This window comes from Flavobacterium sp. Root935, assembly GCF_001429295.1.
GTDB lineage: Bacteria > Bacteroidota > Bacteroidia > Flavobacteriales > Flavobacteriaceae > Flavobacterium.
Genome location: NZ_LMJL01000012.1, coordinates 1107943 through 1126239, shown reverse-complemented (window position 1 = coordinate 1126239; position 18297 = coordinate 1107943). Strand labels below are relative to the sequence as shown.

Annotated in this window: 17 protein-coding genes; 9 read left to right on the top strand and 8 right to left on the bottom strand. The window is 32.3% G+C overall.

Annotated features, from left to right (window positions below; translation table 11 throughout):
* Nucleotides 1-120 precede the first annotated feature (120 nt).
* A complete protein-coding gene (locus tag ASE40_RS19555; protein WP_057118951.1) occupies nucleotides 121-435 on the bottom strand; it encodes a hypothetical protein in 315 nt (104 codons plus the stop codon).
* A 192-nt stretch (nucleotides 436-627) separates the two neighbouring features.
* Here ASE40_RS19555 and ASE40_RS19550 point away from each other — a divergent pair, with 192 nt between their 5' ends.
* Nucleotides 628-1035 (top strand): helix-turn-helix domain-containing protein, encoded by a 408-nt coding sequence (locus ASE40_RS19550; protein WP_057118949.1) that lies wholly within the window; start codon nucleotides 628-630, stop codon nucleotides 1033-1035.
* Nucleotides 1036-1111: 76 nt separating this feature from the next.
* Here the strand turns inward: ASE40_RS19550 and ASE40_RS19545 are convergent, their stop codons facing one another.
* The 4 genes from ASE40_RS19545 to ASE40_RS19530 all read right to left on the bottom strand — a co-directional run bounded on the left by ASE40_RS19545 (nucleotide 1112) and on the right by ASE40_RS19530 (nucleotide 4004).
* Nucleotides 1112-1498, bottom strand: coding sequence for a hypothetical protein (locus ASE40_RS19545; protein WP_057118948.1), 387 nt, complete (start codon nucleotides 1496-1498; stop codon nucleotides 1112-1114).
* A 374-nt stretch (nucleotides 1499-1872) separates the two neighbouring features.
* Entirely contained in the window at nucleotides 1873-2274 is a 402-nt protein-coding gene (locus tag ASE40_RS19540; RefSeq protein WP_057118947.1) for a secretion protein, read from the bottom strand.
* Between the two features lie 468 nt (nucleotides 2275-2742).
* On the bottom strand, nucleotides 2743-3147 hold the full coding sequence (locus tag ASE40_RS19535; RefSeq protein WP_057118941.1) for a T9SS type A sorting domain-containing protein: 405 nt from the start codon (nucleotides 3145-3147) through the stop codon (nucleotides 2743-2745).
* A 491-nt stretch (nucleotides 3148-3638) separates the two neighbouring features.
* Entirely contained in the window at nucleotides 3639-4004 is a 366-nt protein-coding gene (locus tag ASE40_RS19530; RefSeq protein ID WP_057118939.1) for a DUF3244 domain-containing protein, read from the bottom strand.
* A gap of 449 nt (nucleotides 4005-4453) precedes the next feature.
* On the opposite strand from ASE40_RS19530, the gene ASE40_RS19525 reads away from it, so the two are divergent.
* From ASE40_RS19525 to ASE40_RS19510, 3 genes are all read left to right on the top strand, one after another.
* Complete coding sequence (locus ASE40_RS19525; protein ID WP_057118937.1) at nucleotides 4454-5326, top strand: AraC family transcriptional regulator; 873 nt, start codon at nucleotides 4454-4456, stop codon at nucleotides 5324-5326.
* A gap of 342 nt (nucleotides 5327-5668) precedes the next feature.
* Entirely contained in the window at nucleotides 5669-6538 is an 870-nt protein-coding gene (locus tag ASE40_RS19515; protein ID WP_057118933.1) for an alpha/beta hydrolase, read from the top strand.
* Nucleotides 6539-6630: 92 nt separating this feature from the next.
* On the top strand, nucleotides 6631-7149 hold the full coding sequence (locus ASE40_RS19510; RefSeq protein WP_057118931.1) for a hypothetical protein: 519 nt from the start codon (nucleotides 6631-6633) through the stop codon (nucleotides 7147-7149).
* Nucleotides 7150-7215: 66 nt separating this feature from the next.
* Here ASE40_RS19510 and ASE40_RS19505 read toward each other — a convergent pair whose 3' ends face one another.
* Together ASE40_RS19505 and ASE40_RS19500 are read right to left on the bottom strand one after the other, a co-directional pair.
* Nucleotides 7216-8187: a TerC family protein gene (locus tag ASE40_RS19505; protein ID WP_057118928.1), complete on the bottom strand. Its 972-nt coding sequence runs from the start codon at nucleotides 8185-8187 to the stop codon at nucleotides 7216-7218.
* Nucleotides 8188-8531: 344 nt separating this feature from the next.
* Nucleotides 8532-9548 (bottom strand): glutamine synthetase beta-grasp domain-containing protein, encoded by a 1017-nt coding sequence (locus tag ASE40_RS19500; protein WP_057118926.1) that lies wholly within the window; start codon nucleotides 9546-9548, stop codon nucleotides 8532-8534.
* A 430-nt stretch (nucleotides 9549-9978) separates the two neighbouring features.
* Between ASE40_RS19500 and ASE40_RS19495 the strand changes: the two genes are divergently transcribed.
* The 3 genes from ASE40_RS19495 to ASE40_RS19485 all read left to right on the top strand — a co-directional run bounded on the left by ASE40_RS19495 (nucleotide 9979) and on the right by ASE40_RS19485 (nucleotide 14234).
* Entirely contained in the window at nucleotides 9979-12168 is a 2190-nt protein-coding gene (locus tag ASE40_RS19495) for a glutamine synthetase III (protein WP_057118924.1), read from the top strand.
* Nucleotides 12169-12598: 430 nt separating this feature from the next.
* The gene (locus tag ASE40_RS19490) at nucleotides 12599-13777 is read left to right on the top strand and encodes an AIR synthase related protein (protein WP_057118923.1); all 1179 of its coding nucleotides are present in this window, start codon (nucleotides 12599-12601) and stop codon (nucleotides 13775-13777) included.
* A 100-nt stretch (nucleotides 13778-13877) separates the two neighbouring features.
* Nucleotides 13878-14234: a hypothetical protein gene (locus ASE40_RS19485; protein WP_057118922.1), complete on the top strand. Its 357-nt coding sequence runs from the start codon at nucleotides 13878-13880 to the stop codon at nucleotides 14232-14234.
* Nucleotides 14235-14394: 160 nt separating this feature from the next.
* On the opposite strand, the gene ASE40_RS19480 is transcribed toward ASE40_RS19485, so the two are convergent.
* On the bottom strand, nucleotides 14395-15018 hold the full coding sequence (locus ASE40_RS19480) for a M949_RS01915 family surface polysaccharide biosynthesis protein (RefSeq protein WP_057118919.1): 624 nt from the start codon (nucleotides 15016-15018) through the stop codon (nucleotides 14395-14397).
* 166 nt (nucleotides 15019-15184) lie between these two features.
* Here ASE40_RS19480 and ASE40_RS19475 point away from each other — a divergent pair, with 166 nt between their 5' ends.
* Both ASE40_RS19475 and ASE40_RS19470 read left to right on the top strand, forming a co-directional pair.
* Nucleotides 15185-17518 carry a GH92 family glycosyl hydrolase gene (locus tag ASE40_RS19475; protein ID WP_057118916.1) on the top strand — a complete coding sequence of 778 codons (2334 nt, stop codon included), beginning with the start codon at nucleotides 15185-15187 and terminating at the stop codon, nucleotides 17516-17518.
* Between the two features lie 307 nt (nucleotides 17519-17825).
* The gene (locus ASE40_RS19470; protein WP_057118914.1) at nucleotides 17826-18269 is read left to right on the top strand and encodes a hypothetical protein; all 444 of its coding nucleotides are present in this window, start codon (nucleotides 17826-17828) and stop codon (nucleotides 18267-18269) included.
* The last annotated feature ends 28 nt before the right edge of the window (nucleotides 18270-18297 follow it).

The following is an 18297-nucleotide window of genomic DNA, read 5'->3' as shown; positions in this document are numbered from 1 at the left end:
GATTTCTCCTCCGTCGAAATGACAAGATTGCGTAAAAACTTTGCGACTTAGCTCCCGATAACTATGGGGATTGCGAGATTTTTTAGCATTAGAACTTTCACCTCGTTTTGCAAATAAAAATCAATCAACAATCTCCCCAACATACCCCAAAAACTCCATTTCATCCATAGGAAACAAATGCAAAACCGTTTCCAAAATCAGACTCACATTAATAGTCGCACTTTTATCTGCTTTAGAAAAATTGTGCATGTCATTATCAAGTGCCAGAATACATAATTTCAGTAAATCGGTAATGAGACAGCCGAGTTCTAAATAATTGACAACTTTAAATTGTGCGGTATAAGAATTGGATTCATTCGTTGGTTTTAGCGTTGTAAAATACTGAGCGGTTAATTTTTGTAGCTTTTGTAAAGTTTCAATTGCATTGGTTTCCATAAGGCGTATATTTTTAATTGGTTTACAATTTGACTTTTATAAATTTTGTATAAGAAAAATTGTACTTTTGTTTGATTCGGCGAAGGAAGAAATAGATTTTGCTGTACGAAATCATTTTTTGCTGTATCGCACGGGGTAAAATCTGTTTTTTACATTTTACCAATTTTGACACTTTATTATTATCTTTGAATTATGAGCACACTAACAAAACCAAATCATATAGGGCGAAAAATAAGCCGTATTCGTGAACTTCGTGATATGAAACAAGAAGCTTTGGCGCAGGCGTTAGGAACAAACCAGCAAGCAATTTCGGCTATGGAAAACAGCGAAACGATAGAAGAAGAAAGACTTGTTGAGGTGGCAAAAGCGCTTGGTGTATCGGTTGAAGCGATTAAGAATTTTTCAGACGAAGCAGCAATTAATTATTTCAATACTTTCAATGAAAGTCCTAATAATTATTTTGGTCTAAACAATTGCACTTTCAATCCATTAGATAAATTAATGGAAACTGTCGAAGAGAATAAAAAGCTTTACGAGCGTTTGCTGAAAGCGGAACAAGATAAAATCGAATATTTAGAGAAACTATTAAAAAATAAATAATCTTCTTAAATATTTATTCATAAAAAAAGCATCAGCCTTGGCTGATGCTTTTTAACTTTTTGGGCAAAAAGAGTGATTAACGGCGGAATCCTGGGCTATGATTAGCAGATTCGTCTAGTTTCACTGCTTTTACCTTTTTTGCAGCAACTTTAATTTCGTGTTTCGCAACTTTGTCGTTTGCTTTCACTTCTAGAACATAAGTTCCTGCTGGAAAACTTTCTAAACTAATTGTTTTTGAAACTTCCAATTTATTTGCTGCAGCGTCTCCTGCATAAAGTAAATTGTGATTCTCGTCGTAGATCGAGAAAGATGAATTCTCAACAGTGTCCAAAGTAAAGCTAACTACTTTTCCGTTTCCTGTTTTGATGTTTAAAATAAAATCACCTTTCCCATCAATGGCATAGGTAAACACAGTCGCTAAAAAAAAGGCAGCAACTAAACCGGCTTTGGTAAATTTTGTCATGTTTTTTTTAATTGTTAATTACTAAATGTGGAACGCGTAAAACTACAAATACAAATTTAATTTTTAGCAAAATTTTAGCATTTTTCGATGCTTAAGTTGCTGAATTGTAATCAGATCTGTGTTTTGTTTGAACTATGTACGTAATTACTGGGCTCGCGGATTACTTTTTTTATGTTTTTTTTTTAATGCTTGAAAATCAAACATTTGAATTAATAAGAATATTTTTTCAGAAAGAAATTAGTGTGAAAATTACATTTATATTTTAACGCAAAAAAAACAGCTCCGTAACCAACCGCGAGCTGTTTTTCTTCTTCAACAATAAAATATTCTAATTTTTTCTAACCTTATTTTATACCTGTAAAAAGTATAAAATATTAACGTGTTGCAATGCTTGTGTTTTTAGTAAAACCTGCTTTGTAAACAGAAGAAATCGCAGTTCTTGATAAAGCTGCATTTTCAGTTATTGTAATTTCATATTTTGCTTTTTTTACGCTGTCTTCAACTTCTAAGAAATAAGTCCCTTCTGGAAATTCTTCTAGGCTGAAAGTTCTTAAGATTCCTTCTTTACCTGAAGCTGTTTCAGAATAAATAAGTGTCCCATCTTTGTCATAAATAGCTAAATTGGCTTTCTGTACTTTGTTAAGTGCGAAAGTGATCAGTTTTCCATTAGCTTTTAATACGTGAAGATTAAATTCTCCATTTCCGTCAATTGCGTAAGTGCTTATTCCTGTGAATAGCAACGCTGCTACTAAACTCAATTTTGCAATCTTTTTCATGGTACTTAGTTTTTAAATTAATAGTTCTAATTCTCTGATGCTAAATTACTTACGAAATAGATGAAAAAGCGCAACTGTATTTTCCAATTTCTATGCTATATTCTCATTTACGAAACCGTTATAGGTTAAAACTTGAATTATTTTTAACGTTTTTGTTAATTCGGTTGTTTTTATTCAAAGTTTTGCTTGATTTTTTATTTACGTTGAATTAAGGATTTATTTACAAAAAGAATTGGTTTTTATCGCAGAGATTCGCAAAGTTTTCACAGAGATTCACAAAGTTTTTTTTACTAAGCTTTTGCGAATCTTCGTGCTTTACTTTGTGAAGCTCTGCGGTAAAAGCTAAAAGTAAAGAGCAAAAAAAAACAGCTCTATAACCACAAAGAGCTGTTTTTAAAACTTTAAAAGTTTTTAAACTTTACTAACTATCTAACCTCACTTTTATACTTTATGAGAGTATAAACTTTTTTAGCGTGTCGCCACACTTGTATTTTTTTCGAAACCTGGTTTATAAACTGAAGAAACTGCATTTTGAGATAACACAGAAACATTATCAGTTACTTTAATTTCGTATTTTGATTTTTTCATATTGTCTTCCACTTCTAAGAAATAAGTTCCTTCTGGGAATTCTTCTAAGCTGAAAGTTCTCAAGATTCCATCTTTACCTGAAGCGCTTTCAGAATATATAAGAGATCCATCTTTATCATAAATAGATAAATTAGCTTTCTGAGTCTGATTAAGACCGAAAGTGATTAATTTTCCATTAGCTTTTAATACGTGAAGACTAAACTCCGCTGTTCCATCAATTGCATATGTGCTAATTCCTGTGAAAAGCAATGCCGCTACTAAACTCAATCTAACAATCTTTTTCATAGTATTTAGTTTTAAAATTAATAGTTCTAATTCTCTGATGCTAAATTACTTCAGTTGTAAGTAAAAAATCACAACTATATTTTCCTATTTCTATGCTGTATTCTCATTTACGAAACCGTTATAGGTTAAAATTTGAATTATTTTTATCGTTTTCGTTAATTCAGTTATTATTTTTCAACGTTTTTGATGATTTTTAGTTTACATTGAATTAAAGATTTCTTTAATAATTGTAGGAATTGAACAATAAAGGTTAACAGTTAAGCGGCCAAAGATTTTTTATAGCTAGTCATAAAAACGCAAAATTCGCAAAGCTTTGTAAAATAAAACTTTGCGAACTTTGTNAAAAAAAAACAGCTCAGTAACCACAAAGAGCTGTTTTTAAAACTTTTGAAAGTTTTTAACTTACTAACTATCTAACCTCACTTTTTATACTGTATTAGAGTATAAAACTTTTAAGTGCTGTGAAGTATGCACTTAACCTTAATATTTTCTTAGTTATTTGAAGTAGTTCCTTTTGAAGACAAAACAGAACTATTTGCATTTACAGTAATATCGTATTTTACTTTTTTGAAATTATCAGCAACTTCTAAAATGTATTTTCCTTGTGGAAATTCTTCTAAGCTGAAAGTTCTCAAAATACCATCTTTACCAGAAGCATTTTCAGTATAGATTAAGTTACCGTTTGTATCATATATACTAATAACTGCTTTCTGAAGTTGGTTAATACCAAAAGCAATTACCTTGCCATTTCCTTTTAATACATGAAGATTTAGAGCTTCATTTCCATCAATTGCATAAGTACTCATTCCAGTTAAAAGCACTGCACATACTAAACTTAATTTCATAATCTTTTTCATATTCTGTGGTATTTAAATTTTTAGTTCATTTCTCTGAGGCAAAGTTATAGCAGCATGTATGTTATTTTAACAACTATATTTTCCAATTTATGTGCTATATTCTCATTTACGAAACCGTTATAGGTTAAAATTTGAGTTTAATGTTATGTTTCTGTTAATTTGGTTGTTATTTTTCAAAGTTTTGTAAAAATTAAATACTTCTTAAAATTTCTATATTTCTTACAAAAATTGATATATTTACATTAAATGCCGTTTTAAATAAGATTATTGAAAAAAATACCGAGAAAAAAAATGAGACCTGAAAAAAAAGGCAGTTTTGGTATTAATTTCTCAGTATAAAAAATGTGATTTTGATGTAAAATTCGCATTTACGAAACCGTTATAGGTTAAAATTTAAATTATTTTAGGTGTTTTTGTTAAATTTGCTATTATTTTTTAAAGAAATTATCATGAAGACAATTGCCCCAGCTCTTGAAGTGATAACTAACTCATACGGAAGTTCTTTTACCTACACTAAACACGCCGAAAAGACCAATAGCAAAGCTCATTTATGGCATTATCATCCAGAGATTGAGTTGGTTTATATTAATGGCGGGGCTGGAAAAAGACAAATAGGAAGCCATGTTTCTTATTACACGAATGGTAGTTTACTTTTAATAGGAGCCAATTTGCCCCATTGCGGTTTTACAAATGAGAATACAGGTAATACAAATGAAACTGTAATTCATATAAAACCTGAATTTTTAGGAAGTGACTTTTTCGTTGCTCCTGAAATGAAAAAAGTGCAGAATATTTTGAATCAGGCGAAAGGCGGAATCGCTTTTGGCGGTGAAACAAAAAAAAGAATAGGAAAGAAAATTGAAATGATGGAGAATGAACCTCCGTTTCAACGTTTGATCACGCTTTTGAGTGTGTTGGACGAATTAGAATCGGCTGAGGATTATACCATTTTAAATGCTGACGGATTTTCATTAGAATTGCAGACGCAGGATAACGACCGTATTAATGTGGTTTTTAATTTTGTGAAAGATCATTTTCAGGAATCTATTTCAATAGACGAAGTTTCTAGTTTGGTGAGTATGACTACACCTTCTTTCTGTCGTTATTTTAAAAAGATATCTAATAAAACATTTACTGAGTTTGTGAATGAATATCGTTTGGTTCATGCTTCTAAACTTTTGGCAGAACAGCCAATGAGTATTAACGAAGTTTGCTACGAAAGCGGTTTTAATAATTTCAGCCATTTCAGTAAATCGTTTAAACAATATACAGGAAAAAGCGCGTCGCAATACCGACACGAACATAAGATTATAATTAGCTAGTTTCTGATTTACCATTAATAGCACGAATAAATAAAATAAATAAATCCGATTGATGATTTCAATCGGATTTTTTTTTATTTTTTATTTTTTTGCCATAGATTTCACAGATTAAAATGATTTTTTTTATCTATATAATCTGCTAAATCTGTGAGAGTAAATTTTTCCCTCAGATTCAGCAGATCAAGCAGATTAATCTGTGAAAATCCTTTAATCTGTGGCAAAATAATCCGTGCTAATTTGTGAAATTCGCGGCAAACAAAAAAACACCTAGTCGGATTTTTCATATGTTTTATTCTGAAAAAAGGTATATTTACAAACCCTAATCAGAAAAAATATATCAAAATGAAGAAATTTAAAATGCTATTATCTGCATTTTTGCTTTGCATGACCACCATGACATATGCAGCAAAAGTAGATACGTTACAAGTTGCCAGCACAGCTATGGGGAAAACCTATAAAGCTGCGGTCGTTTTACCCAATTCGTATTCGAAAAGCAAAGCCGCTTTTCCGGTTATGTATTTGTTACACGGAGCTTACGGACATTTTAGTGACTGGCTTAAAAATACACCAAATAAAAAATTAGTCCACAATCTGGCAGATCAATACAATATGATTATTGTAATGCCTGAAGGAGAAACGTTTAGCTTTTATTTGGACAGTCCAGTAAATAAAGAAAGTCAGTTTGAGACATTCATTACGCAAGAAGTTATTCAAAAAGTAGATAAAACCTACCGAACAATTAGCAATAGAAACGGAAGAGTAATAACAGGTCTTTCTATGGGCGGACACGGCGCTTTGTATTTATCTGGAAGGCATCCTGATTTATTTTGTGCAGCCGGAAGTATGAGCGGAGCGGTAGATATGAGTGTAATGTTAAACAGAGATTCATCTGCTCAAGTTGTCAAATTAATGCAGCCTGTTTTTGGAGATAAAAGCGGAAGTACAGAATTGTATGAACAAAACTCTGTTTTAAGAATGGCCGATAAATTGAAAGCTAACAAATTACCACTAATTATAGATTGTGGTGTAGATGATTTTTTAATTGAACCAAACAGAGAACTTCATAGAAGATTGGTTTACAATAAAGTTGATCATGATTATACAGAGCGCCCAGGAGCACATACTTGGGATTATTGGGAAAACTCATTACCATACCATGTGTTATTTTTCAATAAAATATTGCTTAAAAATCAAGTAACTGCAAAAAAATAAAGGTTTTTTTGACCGAAAATAAGCCGAATTACTTTTTTTGGTTTAATTTTTGGAATACCTTTATAGTATAATCCTTAAAAAAAATAAAAATTATGAAAAAGATACTTACCTTATTCGCTGTTGTTGGTTTAATAGCGTTTTCAAGCTGTGAAGGACCAGAAGGGCCTCCAGGACAAGATGGTTTAACTGGAGAAGCATTTGAGATTTTAAACACAAATTTTTCGTTTAATGCTACTGACGGTTATTTTATATCTGGAACTTTTCAGAGTAAAGTTGGGGGTGATTTATTTGATGATGAGACAGTTTTAATATATAGATTAAAAGGAACAATAGATGCTCAAACTCCAATTTGGCAATTAATTCCAACTACGCTGTATTTTAATAATGGAGATGAAATAACATATGATTATGACTTTAGTAGAAAAGATTTTCAAATTTATGCAGGAGCGAATTATGATCTTGCAGAGACTCCAAGTTATGTAAATAACCAATCTTTTCGAATTGTTATAATTCCTTCTGCTTTAGCTAAAACAGTAAATAAAAATAATTTTAATGATGTAATGTCAGTTCTGAAACTTAAGGAAAGTGATGTTCAAAAAATAAAATTATAATTATCAATAATAAAAAAAGGAAATCGTAAGATTTCCTTTTTTTATGAATATATGTTTCAAGAATTACTATTCTTCACTTGACGAATCATTTAAAACTTTTTCTTCTCCGAACTTTAGAGAAACCAAAATACCAACTAAAAGCGATAAAGCAATAAATCCTAAAGAAGCCCATTCTGGAACGTGGAAGAAATCATGTAATAACATTTTTAATCCCACAAATGCTAAAATCGCAACCAAGCTGTATTCTAGATAACTGAATTTTGCCAGCATATTTGCCAAAAAGAAATACATAGAACGTAATCCTAAAATCGCAAATATATTTGAACTGAATACTAAAAACGGATCAGATGTAATAGCTAAAATAGCAGGAACGCTGTCCACAGCAAAAAGAACATCCATAACTTCAATTACAATCAAAGCAACAAAAAGTGGAGTAGCGGCTTTTTTGCCTGTTTCGGTTAAAACGAAAAATTTCTCATGCTCCATATGTGAAGTAATCGGAATAATTTTTCCCAATGTTTTGTAAACAAAAGAATCTTTTGGGTGAAAATCTTCTTCTTCACCAGAAAACAGCATTTTTACAGCAGTAAATATCAAGAAGATTCCAAATACATAAGTTGTCCAGGTAAATTTATTGATTAACATGACCCCGAAGAAAATCATTAATCCACGGAAAACAATCGCTCCTAGGATTCCCCAAAATAAAACGCGGTGCTGATATTTTTGCGGAATTTTAAAAGAAGCAAAGATTATAGCGATCACAAAGATGTTGTCTACGCTTAATGAAAGTTCTATTAGGTAACCAGTAATAAACTTCATAGAAGCTACTGCAGGTTTTAAACCATCGGGATTGGCAATATAATCTGTGGTATACAGCCAATAAATTACTCCAGAAAAAAGGAAGGATAAAGTAACCCATATTAAGGTCCATTTGCTGGCTTCTTTAGTACTAATAATATGTGGTGTTTTGTTGAAGACACCTAAGTCTAAGGCAAGAATAAAAACTACAGCAAGTAAAAAGAGAGTCCAGACTATCATGATAATTTTTTTTAATTGATCTACAAAGATAAGTTTTGAAATTTAACTTAAAAATTAATTTTAATCTTAAAATTAAGTAATGTTTGTTATTTGTAAAATGTTAATTATTATAAAGTTATGATGTTTTTGAAAGGTGATTTTGTCTGTCTGGATACTAAATATATTAATTTTCGGTTTTAGTTTTGTCATTTTGAGGAATGAGAATCATATGAGTAACTCTGCGCAATGAATCACCAATCTTTGTAGATTCTCTAGCGTGATTCTCGTTTCTCAGAATGATAAAGGCAACGAAAAAAAAGCCGGCAATTATGCCGGCTTTTTTAGAATATATTGTAAGTTTAGAATTATAACGCTGAGTTAACAGTTTTGATAATTCTCGCAGCAATTTTGTATGGATCTCCGTTTGAAGCTGGTCTTCTATCTTCCAACCATCCTTTCCATCCTTTTTGAACAGTCATCAAAGGAATTCTGATAGAACATCCTCTGTCTGAAACTCCATAAGAGAAATCGTGGATAGAAGCAGTTTCGTGCTTACCAGTTAAACGTTGGTCGTTGTAAGCTCCGTAAACAGCGATGTGCTCAGCAGTAACAGGACGGAAAGCTTCGCAGATTCTTTCGTAAGTTGCTTGATCTCCACATGTTCTTAAAACACTGTTAGAGAAGTTAGCGTGCATTCCAGAACCATTCCAGTCTGTGTCTCCTAGAGGTTTTGGGTGGTATTCAATATAGTAACCATATTTTTCAGTCAAACGATCTAATAGGTAACGAGCAACCCAGATTTCGTCTCCAGCTTTTTTAGCACCTTTAGCGAATAATTGGAATTCCCATTGTCCGCAGGCAACCTCTTGGTTAATACCTTCAAAGTTGATTCCAGCAGCGATACATAAATCAGCATGCTCTTCTACTAATTTTCTTCCGTGAGTATTTTTTCCACCTACAGAGCAGTAGTACATACCTTGTGGAGCAGGATAACCTCCAACAGGGAAACCTAATGGCAATAAAGTTTTAGTATCCATGATGAAATACTCTTGTTCGAATCCAAACCAAAAATCATCATTATCATCATCAATTGTAGCTCTACCGTTAGAAGGGTGTGGAGTTCCATCAGCATACATAACTTCACACATTACCAACCATCCATTGATACGAGTTGGGTCAGGATAAATTGCAACTGGAACTAACAAACAGTCAGAAGAACCTCCTTCAGCTTGTCTTGTAGATGATCCATCAAATGACCAGTTTCCAAGTTCCTCTAATGTTCCTTTGAAGTTGTCATGCTCTTCAACTTTAGTTTTACTTCTAAGATTTTGAGTTGGTTCATATCCATCTAACCAAATGTACTCTAACTTAATTTTAGCCATAATAATATAAATTAATTTTTTTGTTTTTTTTTCGTTGGGTCAAATATAGATTTATTTTTTTAGTCCTAAAAATTAGGGGGCTATTTTGTTTAACGAAGTATAATTTTTTGGATAAGCGCAATTTTGAGAGGGGTATATTTTTAAAAAAGCAATTTTAATTACCTTAAAAAAATAAATTCGTAATAATTACGGCACATTTTTGAATTTCTGAGTTAAGAAATTATGAAAAAATGTTTATTTAATCAATATTACCGCACAGTTTTGTTATATTTCTATAAATTGACTTCATTATTCTTTGAAAAAAGCATCTTATATTGAAAAATTGCTGGCTAAAATTCTCCAATTTATATTTAAAATAGGCTTTTTTATTGTTTATATTTGTTCCTCATTTTTTCAGTGAAAATTATTACGAATTTTAAAATTTACATACATGTCAACATTACGTTTTCAAGCTTTAAAAGAAGCTTCTACAAGAAAGCCGGTACATTTTGAAGAGATAGATAAAAAATCAAATCTTTTTGGTTCAAATGTGTTTAATGAAAAAGCAATGAAGCAATATTTAACTTCGGATGCTTTAAAAGGAGTGAGAGATGCCATTCAACATGGAACGAAGATTGACAGAAAGCTGGCAGATTATATTGCTATGGGTATGAAAGAATGGGCGCTGGCAAAAGGAGTTACACATTATACACACTGGTTTCAGCCTTTAACAGGAACAACGGCAGAAAAGCATGATGCATTTTTTGAAACTTCTTATGACGGAAGTGATCCTGTAGAAAAATTTGGAGGCGCGCAATTGGTACAACAAGAACCAGATGCGTCAAGTTTCCCAAATGGCGGAATTAGAAATACATTTGAAGCCCGCGGATATACTGCCTGGGATCCAACTTCTCCAGCATTTATTTATGGTACAACATTGTGTATTCCGACAGTTTTTATTGCCTATACAGGTGAGGCTTTAGATAATAAAATTCCTTTATTAAGAGCATTGTCTGCAATTGATGAAGCGGCAACAGAAGTTTGTAAATATTTTGACAAAAACGTAAAAAAAGTAACAGCAACTTTGGGCTGGGAGCAGGAGTATTTCTTAATTGATAAAGCTTTAGCAAATTCTCGTCCAGATTTGATGATGACTGGAAGGACTTTATTAGGACATACGTCTGCAAAAGGACAGCAGTTAGACGACCATTATTTCGGATCTATTCCAACTCGCGCTCTTACTTATATGAGAGATTTAGAGCAGGAATGTATGTTATTAGGAATTCCGGTAAAAACACGTCATAATGAAGTTGCGCCAAATCAGTTTGAATTGGCACCAATTTTTGAAGAAACGAATTTAGCAGTCGATCACAACTCTTTATTAATGGATGTGATGCAGAGAGTTGCCGAGCGTCATGATTTTAAAGTATTATTTCACGAAAAACCATTTAAAGGTGTAAACGGTTCTGGAAAACACAATAACTGGTCATTGGCAACAGATACAGGGGTTAATTTGTTAAGTCCAAGTAAAACGCCAATGAGTAATTTACAGTTTTTGACATTCTTCATTAATACAATAAAAGCGGTAAATGATTATGAAACTTTATTGAGAGCCTCTATTGCGACAGCAAGTAACGATCACAGGTTAGGGGCTAATGAGGCACCGCCAGCAATTATGTCTGTTTTTATTGGAGCACAGCTGACAAAAGTTTTATCTGAATTAGAAAGTGTTACAACAGGTAAATTATCGCCAGAAGAAAAAACAGATTTAAAACTTAATGTTGTTGGTAAAATTCCAGACGTATTATTAGACAATACAGATCGTAACAGAACTTCGCCTTTTGCTTTCACAGGAAATAAATTTGAATTTAGAGCTGTTGGATCCAATTCAAACTGTTCGAATGCAATGACAACTTTGAATGCGATTGTGGCCAAACAATTGAAAGACTTTAAAAATGAAGTAGAAAATCTTATCGAGTCGAAAGACATGAAAAAAGATGATGCTATTTTTAATGTTTTGAGAGAATACATTAAACAATCTAAAAAGATTCTTTTTGAAGGAGACGGTTACAGCGAGGCATGGGAAAAAGAAGCGGCAAAAAGAGGTTTGAGTAACTTTAAAACAACTCCAGAAGCGATAAAAGCTAAAGTTTCTAAACAAGCATTAGAATTATTTGATGAATTAGGAATTTTCAATCACGTTGAGGCTGAAGCTCGTTACGAAATTGAATTAGAAGAATACACTAAAAAAATCCAGATCGAAGGAAGAGTTTTAGGAGATATTTCTAGAAACCACGTAATTCCAACTGCAATTCGTTACCAAAATACATTAATTGAAAATGTAAAAGGATTAAAAGAAATCTTCGGAAAAGAATTTGAAACTATTGCAAGCGAACAAATTGTTTTAATCAAAGAAATTTCGGGTCATATAGAAGGTATAAATTCTAAAGTATTGGCAATGACAAACGAAAGAAAGAAAGCAAACCAATTGACTGATGCCCAAAAAATGGCAGAAGCATATTGCAATAAAGTAAAACCATATTTTGAAGATATTCGTAATCACTGTGATAAATTAGAATTATTAGTTGATGACGAAAGCTGGACATTAACCAAATACAGAGAATTACTTTTTACGAAGTAAAACTCAGAAAACAAATAAAAAGCCTGTCTCAAAAAGACAGGCTTTTTTAATTCTATACTTTATATACCAAAATAAGAAAGTAATTTCCTGTTTATATTTTAATCCAGTTACGGCCTTCGTCGAGATAGTCTTACATTTGATCGGTAAAACTGTAAGTTATTAGAAAATAGGTGTTTATACTTGATGTTTTTTGGATAAGTTTTTTAATTTTACTGCTGAAACGGAGAAGATAAATTCAAGTCTCCAATGAAATTTAATAAGGAAAACTAAAAGTTAAAAATAGAAAGCCAAAAGCTTCATAACCAATTTTATTTAGGAAAATCGGCAGAAAATTTAATCTGCCGATTTTTTTTATTAATCAAATATCAAATAAACCAAAGAATTAAAAAAAGGGATTATCTTTGCACCACATCAACACAAACTAATTTTCATGAGTTCAGATTCTAGCAAAAGGTACGCACAGAGAGGTGTTTCGGCATCAAAAGAAGACGTACACAACGCCATAAAAAATATTGATAAAGGTTTATTTCCGCAGGCATTTTGTAAAATTGTTCCAGATTACTTAACACAAGATTCAGAACACTGCCTTATTATGCACGCAGACGGAGCAGGAACAAAATCCTCTTTGGCTTATATGTATTGGAAAGAAACCGGAGATCTTTCAGTTTGGAAAGGCATTGCTCAGGATGCATTAATTATGAATATTGATGATCTATTATGTGTTGGCGCAACAGATAATATTTTACTTTCTTCAACAATTGGAAGAAATAAAAACCTAATTCCAGCTGAAGTTATTTCGGCAATCATCAACGGAACAGAAGAATTAATCAACGAATTAAAATCGTTTGGTGTAACGATTCACTCAACAGGCGGTGAAACTGCAGACGTTGGAGATGTTGTTCGTACTATTATTGTAGACTCTACGGTAACAGCACGTATGAAACGCAGCGATGTTGTAGATAATGCTAATATTAAGGCGGGAGACGTTATTGTAGGTTTAGCATCTTTCGGTCAGGCTTCTTATGAAAAAGGCTATAACGGCGGAATGGGAAGTAACGGACTAACATCAGCACGTCATGATGTTTTCGGGAAATATTTGGCTAAAAAATACCCAGAAAGTTATGATGCAGCAGTTCCAGAAGAATTAATCTATTCAGGACAAGTTAATTTGACTGATGAAGTAGAAAATAGTCCAATCAACGCTGGACAATTAGTACTTTCTCCAACAAGAACTTACGCGCCAATTATCAAGAAAATTTTAGATAAATATACTCCAAATGATATTCACGGAATGGTACACTGCAGTGGAGGAGCGCAAACTAAGATTTTACATTTTGTAAAAGATTTACATGTTATAAAAGACAATTTATTTCCAGTACCGCCATTGTTCAAATTAATTCAAGAACAATCAAAAACAGATTGGAAAGAAATGTATCAAGTTTTCAACTGCGGTCATAGAATGGAAATTTATGTTCCAGAAAATATTGCACAAGACATTATCGAAATTTCAAAATCATTCAATGTAGATGCACAAATCGTTGGTAGAGTAGAAGCTTCAGAAGAGAAGAAACTTACTATTACAAGCGAATACGGAACATTCAATTATTAAAAAAAAATAACCATATAAGTGATATAAGTTCATTTTAGTATTTTTTAGTACTTTTAATATGAACTTATATCACTTATATGGTTTTAAAAAATACTTCATTATGTACGAATTACTTTTTTGGAAATATCTAGATGAAATCTACTTGAATAATCAAGAAGTTTATGAAGCTCTTGTAGAAAAACAAGAAGTAGATGGTCTGGCTGTTCTTCAGATAGAAGTAATTGTAAATCGAATCAACTCCGTTTTTTCAGATTGGGAAAGAGTCGATGAAAACAGCTGGAAAAATCCAAAAGGAAAAGGTGCATTTCAAGTAATTACCACACCACAAAGCGTAAAAATTGATTGCTACGGAACAGAAGGAAAAACCATGAATAAATTAGTAGATGTTATGGAAGAATTCAAATGTCCGCTTTACGATCCGCAAGTTCCAGAACGTTATGATGAAATGAATGAGTAANTAGTTGTTAGTTGTTAGTTGTTAGTTGTTAGTTGTTAGTTGTTAGTTGTTAGTTGTTAGTTGTGCAATTAACCCTCACCATTAACGATTTACGATTCACAGTTAATAATTCACCACCAATCATCAACAATTCACCATTCACCATTCACAATTAAAAAATCTACCCATCTTTCAACAACAAATTCTGTTCTTTTCTAAGTTTTACAACTAATTGGTCAACATAGGTTTTTATTTTTTGAGGAAGAGAATTCCAGTTTTGATCTTTTTTAAAACTTCTACAATCATCTAAGTCACATTCAACTGCACGAATTACGTATTTTTTGTTTTTGTAAATCGTAATAATTTTTACGCGTCTTATTTCATCATATTCCGTTCTAGTTCCATACACAATTATTGGATCGATATAACCGTCGCCGTCAAGATCTTTAGTACTGCAATATTTTGTCCAAAACCAAATAGTAGTTTCTTTCGGAATATAATCTTCTAGCAAATCATTAATTTTCCATTTTTCCAAGAATCCGCCGTGGTCATTCATTACACAGACAGCTTGTATTTTGGTGTTCAAAGTGTCCTTTTTAGAAATTGTTTTATGATTTTCACCCAAAACCAATTCATATACACCTCCTTTATCTTGGTATTCAAATGCTTTGTAAATAGGGAAATCATTAACGTTATCAAGTTCTCTTTCTGAAATTTCTTGTTTGGTTAATCGACGGCTGTCCGTTTTTTGAGAAAAAATAAATGTAGAATAAAAAGAAAGAAGAACTAAAATATACTTTTTCATGTTGGCGCTATACTTTTAATACATCAAAGATATTTAAAAGCTTTCGAGTTCTGCTAACTTTATGTTTTTTAAAAACAGTTTTTGTTGTATTTTTCTAAATTAAAACTACAACAAATATTTTTATTAAAGTTATATCAATCAGAACCAAAAATTTGAAAATTATAAAATGACTACAACAAACTGCCGAAATTTTCTTTTAGGAATATCAATTTCAATACTTGGTTTTACTAATTTTTTAAACGGTCAAAATAAGGTAAGTGAAAAACGAAATCTTATTCAATATGTTGACCCGATGATAGGAACCGCAAAGATGGGACATACCTATCCTGGAGCAACAGTACCTTTTGGAAGTGTACAGCTTAGCCCGGAAACCGATACAATTGCCTACAGTTTAAACGGAAAATATAATGGAGACGTTTATAAATATTGTGCAGGATATCAATACGAAGACAAAACAATTGTAGGTTTCAGCCATACGCATTTCAGCGGAACAGGACATTCTGATTTAGGAGATTTTTTAATCATGCCGACAACGGGCAAATTACAATTAAATCCTGGAGTGGCTTCAAAACCTCTGTCGGGTTACAGATCGGCATTTTCTCATTCTACAGAAAAAGCAGAACCAGCCTATTACAGCGTTTTTCTAGAAGATCATAAAATAAAAGCAGAACTTACAGCGACAACTCGTGTTGGAATGCATCAGTATACTTTTCCAAAGTCAGATGATGCGCATATTATTTTGGATTTAACTTCAGGTATTTACAATTACGACAAAAAGAATGTCTGGACCTTTGTACGAGTAGAAAATGATACTTTAATAACAGGTTACCGCCAGACAAACGGCTGGGCAAGAACCAGAACGGTTTATTTTGCCATGTCATTTAGTAAACCTATTAAAAGCTACGGACAGGCTGCACAGGAAAAAAGTGTTTACAGAGGCTTTTGGGGAAGATTTGACCAAACCAAAAATTTCCCAGAAATGGCAGGTCAAAACTTAAAATTGTTTTTTGATTTTGATACCAATGAAGGAGAAAAAATTAAGATCAAAATGGCTTTGTCTCCAGTTAGTTCCGCTGGCGCATTAGAAAATATGAAAAAAGAAACTCCAAATTGGGATTTCGAAAAAGTGAAAAAACAAAGCCAGGAAGTTTGGAATACAGAACTGAATAAAATTCAGATAGAAACTATTCAAAAAGAGGATTTGGTTAATTTTTATACTGCGATGTACCATGCGTTTCTCGGACCAACAGAATATATGGATTTAGACCGCAATTATAAAGGTTTGGATATGAATGTTCATAAAGCAGAAAACTTCACAAATTACACCAGTTATTCGCTTTGGGACACTTATCGTGCTCTGCATCCTTTATTTAATATTGTACAGCCCAAACGAAATGCCGATATGGTAAGTTCAATGCTGGCACATTCAGACCAAAGCGTTCATAAAATGCTTCCAATCTGGTCGCATTATGCTAATGAAAACTGGTGTATGATTGGCTATCATTCTGTATCTGTAATTGCCGATGCCATTGTAAAAGGGAATATTAATTTTGATGCTGAAAAAGCACTCCAAGCATGTGTAAATACGGCAAAAGTACCGTATTATGATGGATTGGAATATTACATAAAAAAGGGCTACGTTCCAGAAGATAAAAACGGTTCTTCGGTTTCTAAAACTTTAGAATATGCTTATGATGACTGGGCAATTGCTCAAGCAGCGAAGAAATTAGGAAAAACGGAAATCTATAATGAGTTTATTGAAAGATCTAAAAACTATAAAAATGTTTACGACGAAAAAACAGGTTTTATGCGTCCTAAATTAAACGACGGAACTTTCAAAAAAGAGTTTGATCCACTAGACACGCACGGGCAAGGTTTTATTGAAGGAAATTCATGGAATTACAGTTTGTATGTACCGCAAGATCCAGCCGACATGATTCAAATGATGGGTGGAAATGAGAAATTTAAAGTTCGTTTAGATTCATTGTTTAATATGCATCTTCCAGACAAATATTTTGAAAACACTGAAGATATTACAAGAGACGGAATTATTGGAAATTATGTTCATGGAAATGAGCCTTCGCATCATGTAGTGTATTTGTACAATTGGACAGATTCTCCATGGAAATCGCAGGACAAAATCAGAATGATCTTGAAAAAAATGTACAGAAATGGAGCAGACGGCTTAGGAGGGAATGACGATTTCGGTCAAATGAGTGCCTGGTATATTTTCAGCAGTTTAGGATTTTATCCAGTTGCGCCTGGCTCTGATGAATATGCTTTAGGAAGCCCGCTGGTTAAAAAAGCGATTTTTAATTTAGAAAATGGAAAAAACTTTGAAGTAGAAACCGTTAATCAATCGGATAAAAATGTATTTGTGAGCAAAGTACTTCTGAATGGAAAACAATTAGAAAAACCATTTTTGAAGCATAGTGATGTTTTAGCTGGAGGAAAGATTACGTTTTATATGAGTTCAAAACCGAATAAGAAGAAGTATTAGTTATTAAGGTGTTGAGATTCTAAGATTCTAAGATTCTAAGATACTAAGGTGCTAAGGTATTAAGTTTAAGGTTTACTCATGGAAATACCAACCTAACAGGTTTTTTAAAACCTGTTAGGTTTTAATATCACTGTCACCCTGAGCGAAGTCGAAGGGCTTTTGCAGTTAATAAGAGGCTTCGCTTCGCTCAGCTGACAAATGAGTTTACAAAGCCTGATAATTCAAATTAATTAGTATAATTCGTGAATTCGTGGCAAATAATTAAAAAACTTCACGAAATTTGCATTTCAAATAAAGACAATTAAATATGAAAATAAATTTAAAATCAGGAATTGATAAACTGCTTTTCGGAATGAAGCAGAATGATGTAACAGCTGTTTTAGGAAAACCTGATAAAAACTATAAAGACGAAGATGACAATGTGATTTTTGTGTACAATGCAAACAAAATCAGATTGACTTTTTATGAAGAAGAAGATTTGAAATTAGGATACATTGTCGCTTCAAGTACTGATTTAGAAGTTTTCGGATTCAAATTAATCGGAAGAAAAATTGCTGATGTAAAGAAAGATTTAGCCACTAAAGGTATTACGAAATACAATCAGGAAACTTTTGATACTTTCGAGAATTATTTCAACGAAGACAATTGGTTTATTCTCCAAACAGAATTTGATGAGGTTGTAAAATTCGAAATCGGAGCGATTATCAATAACAAAGACGAATTTGACTGGAAGTTTCCAGTGAAGAAATAAAACTTTAAAAACATAAGCATAGTCATTG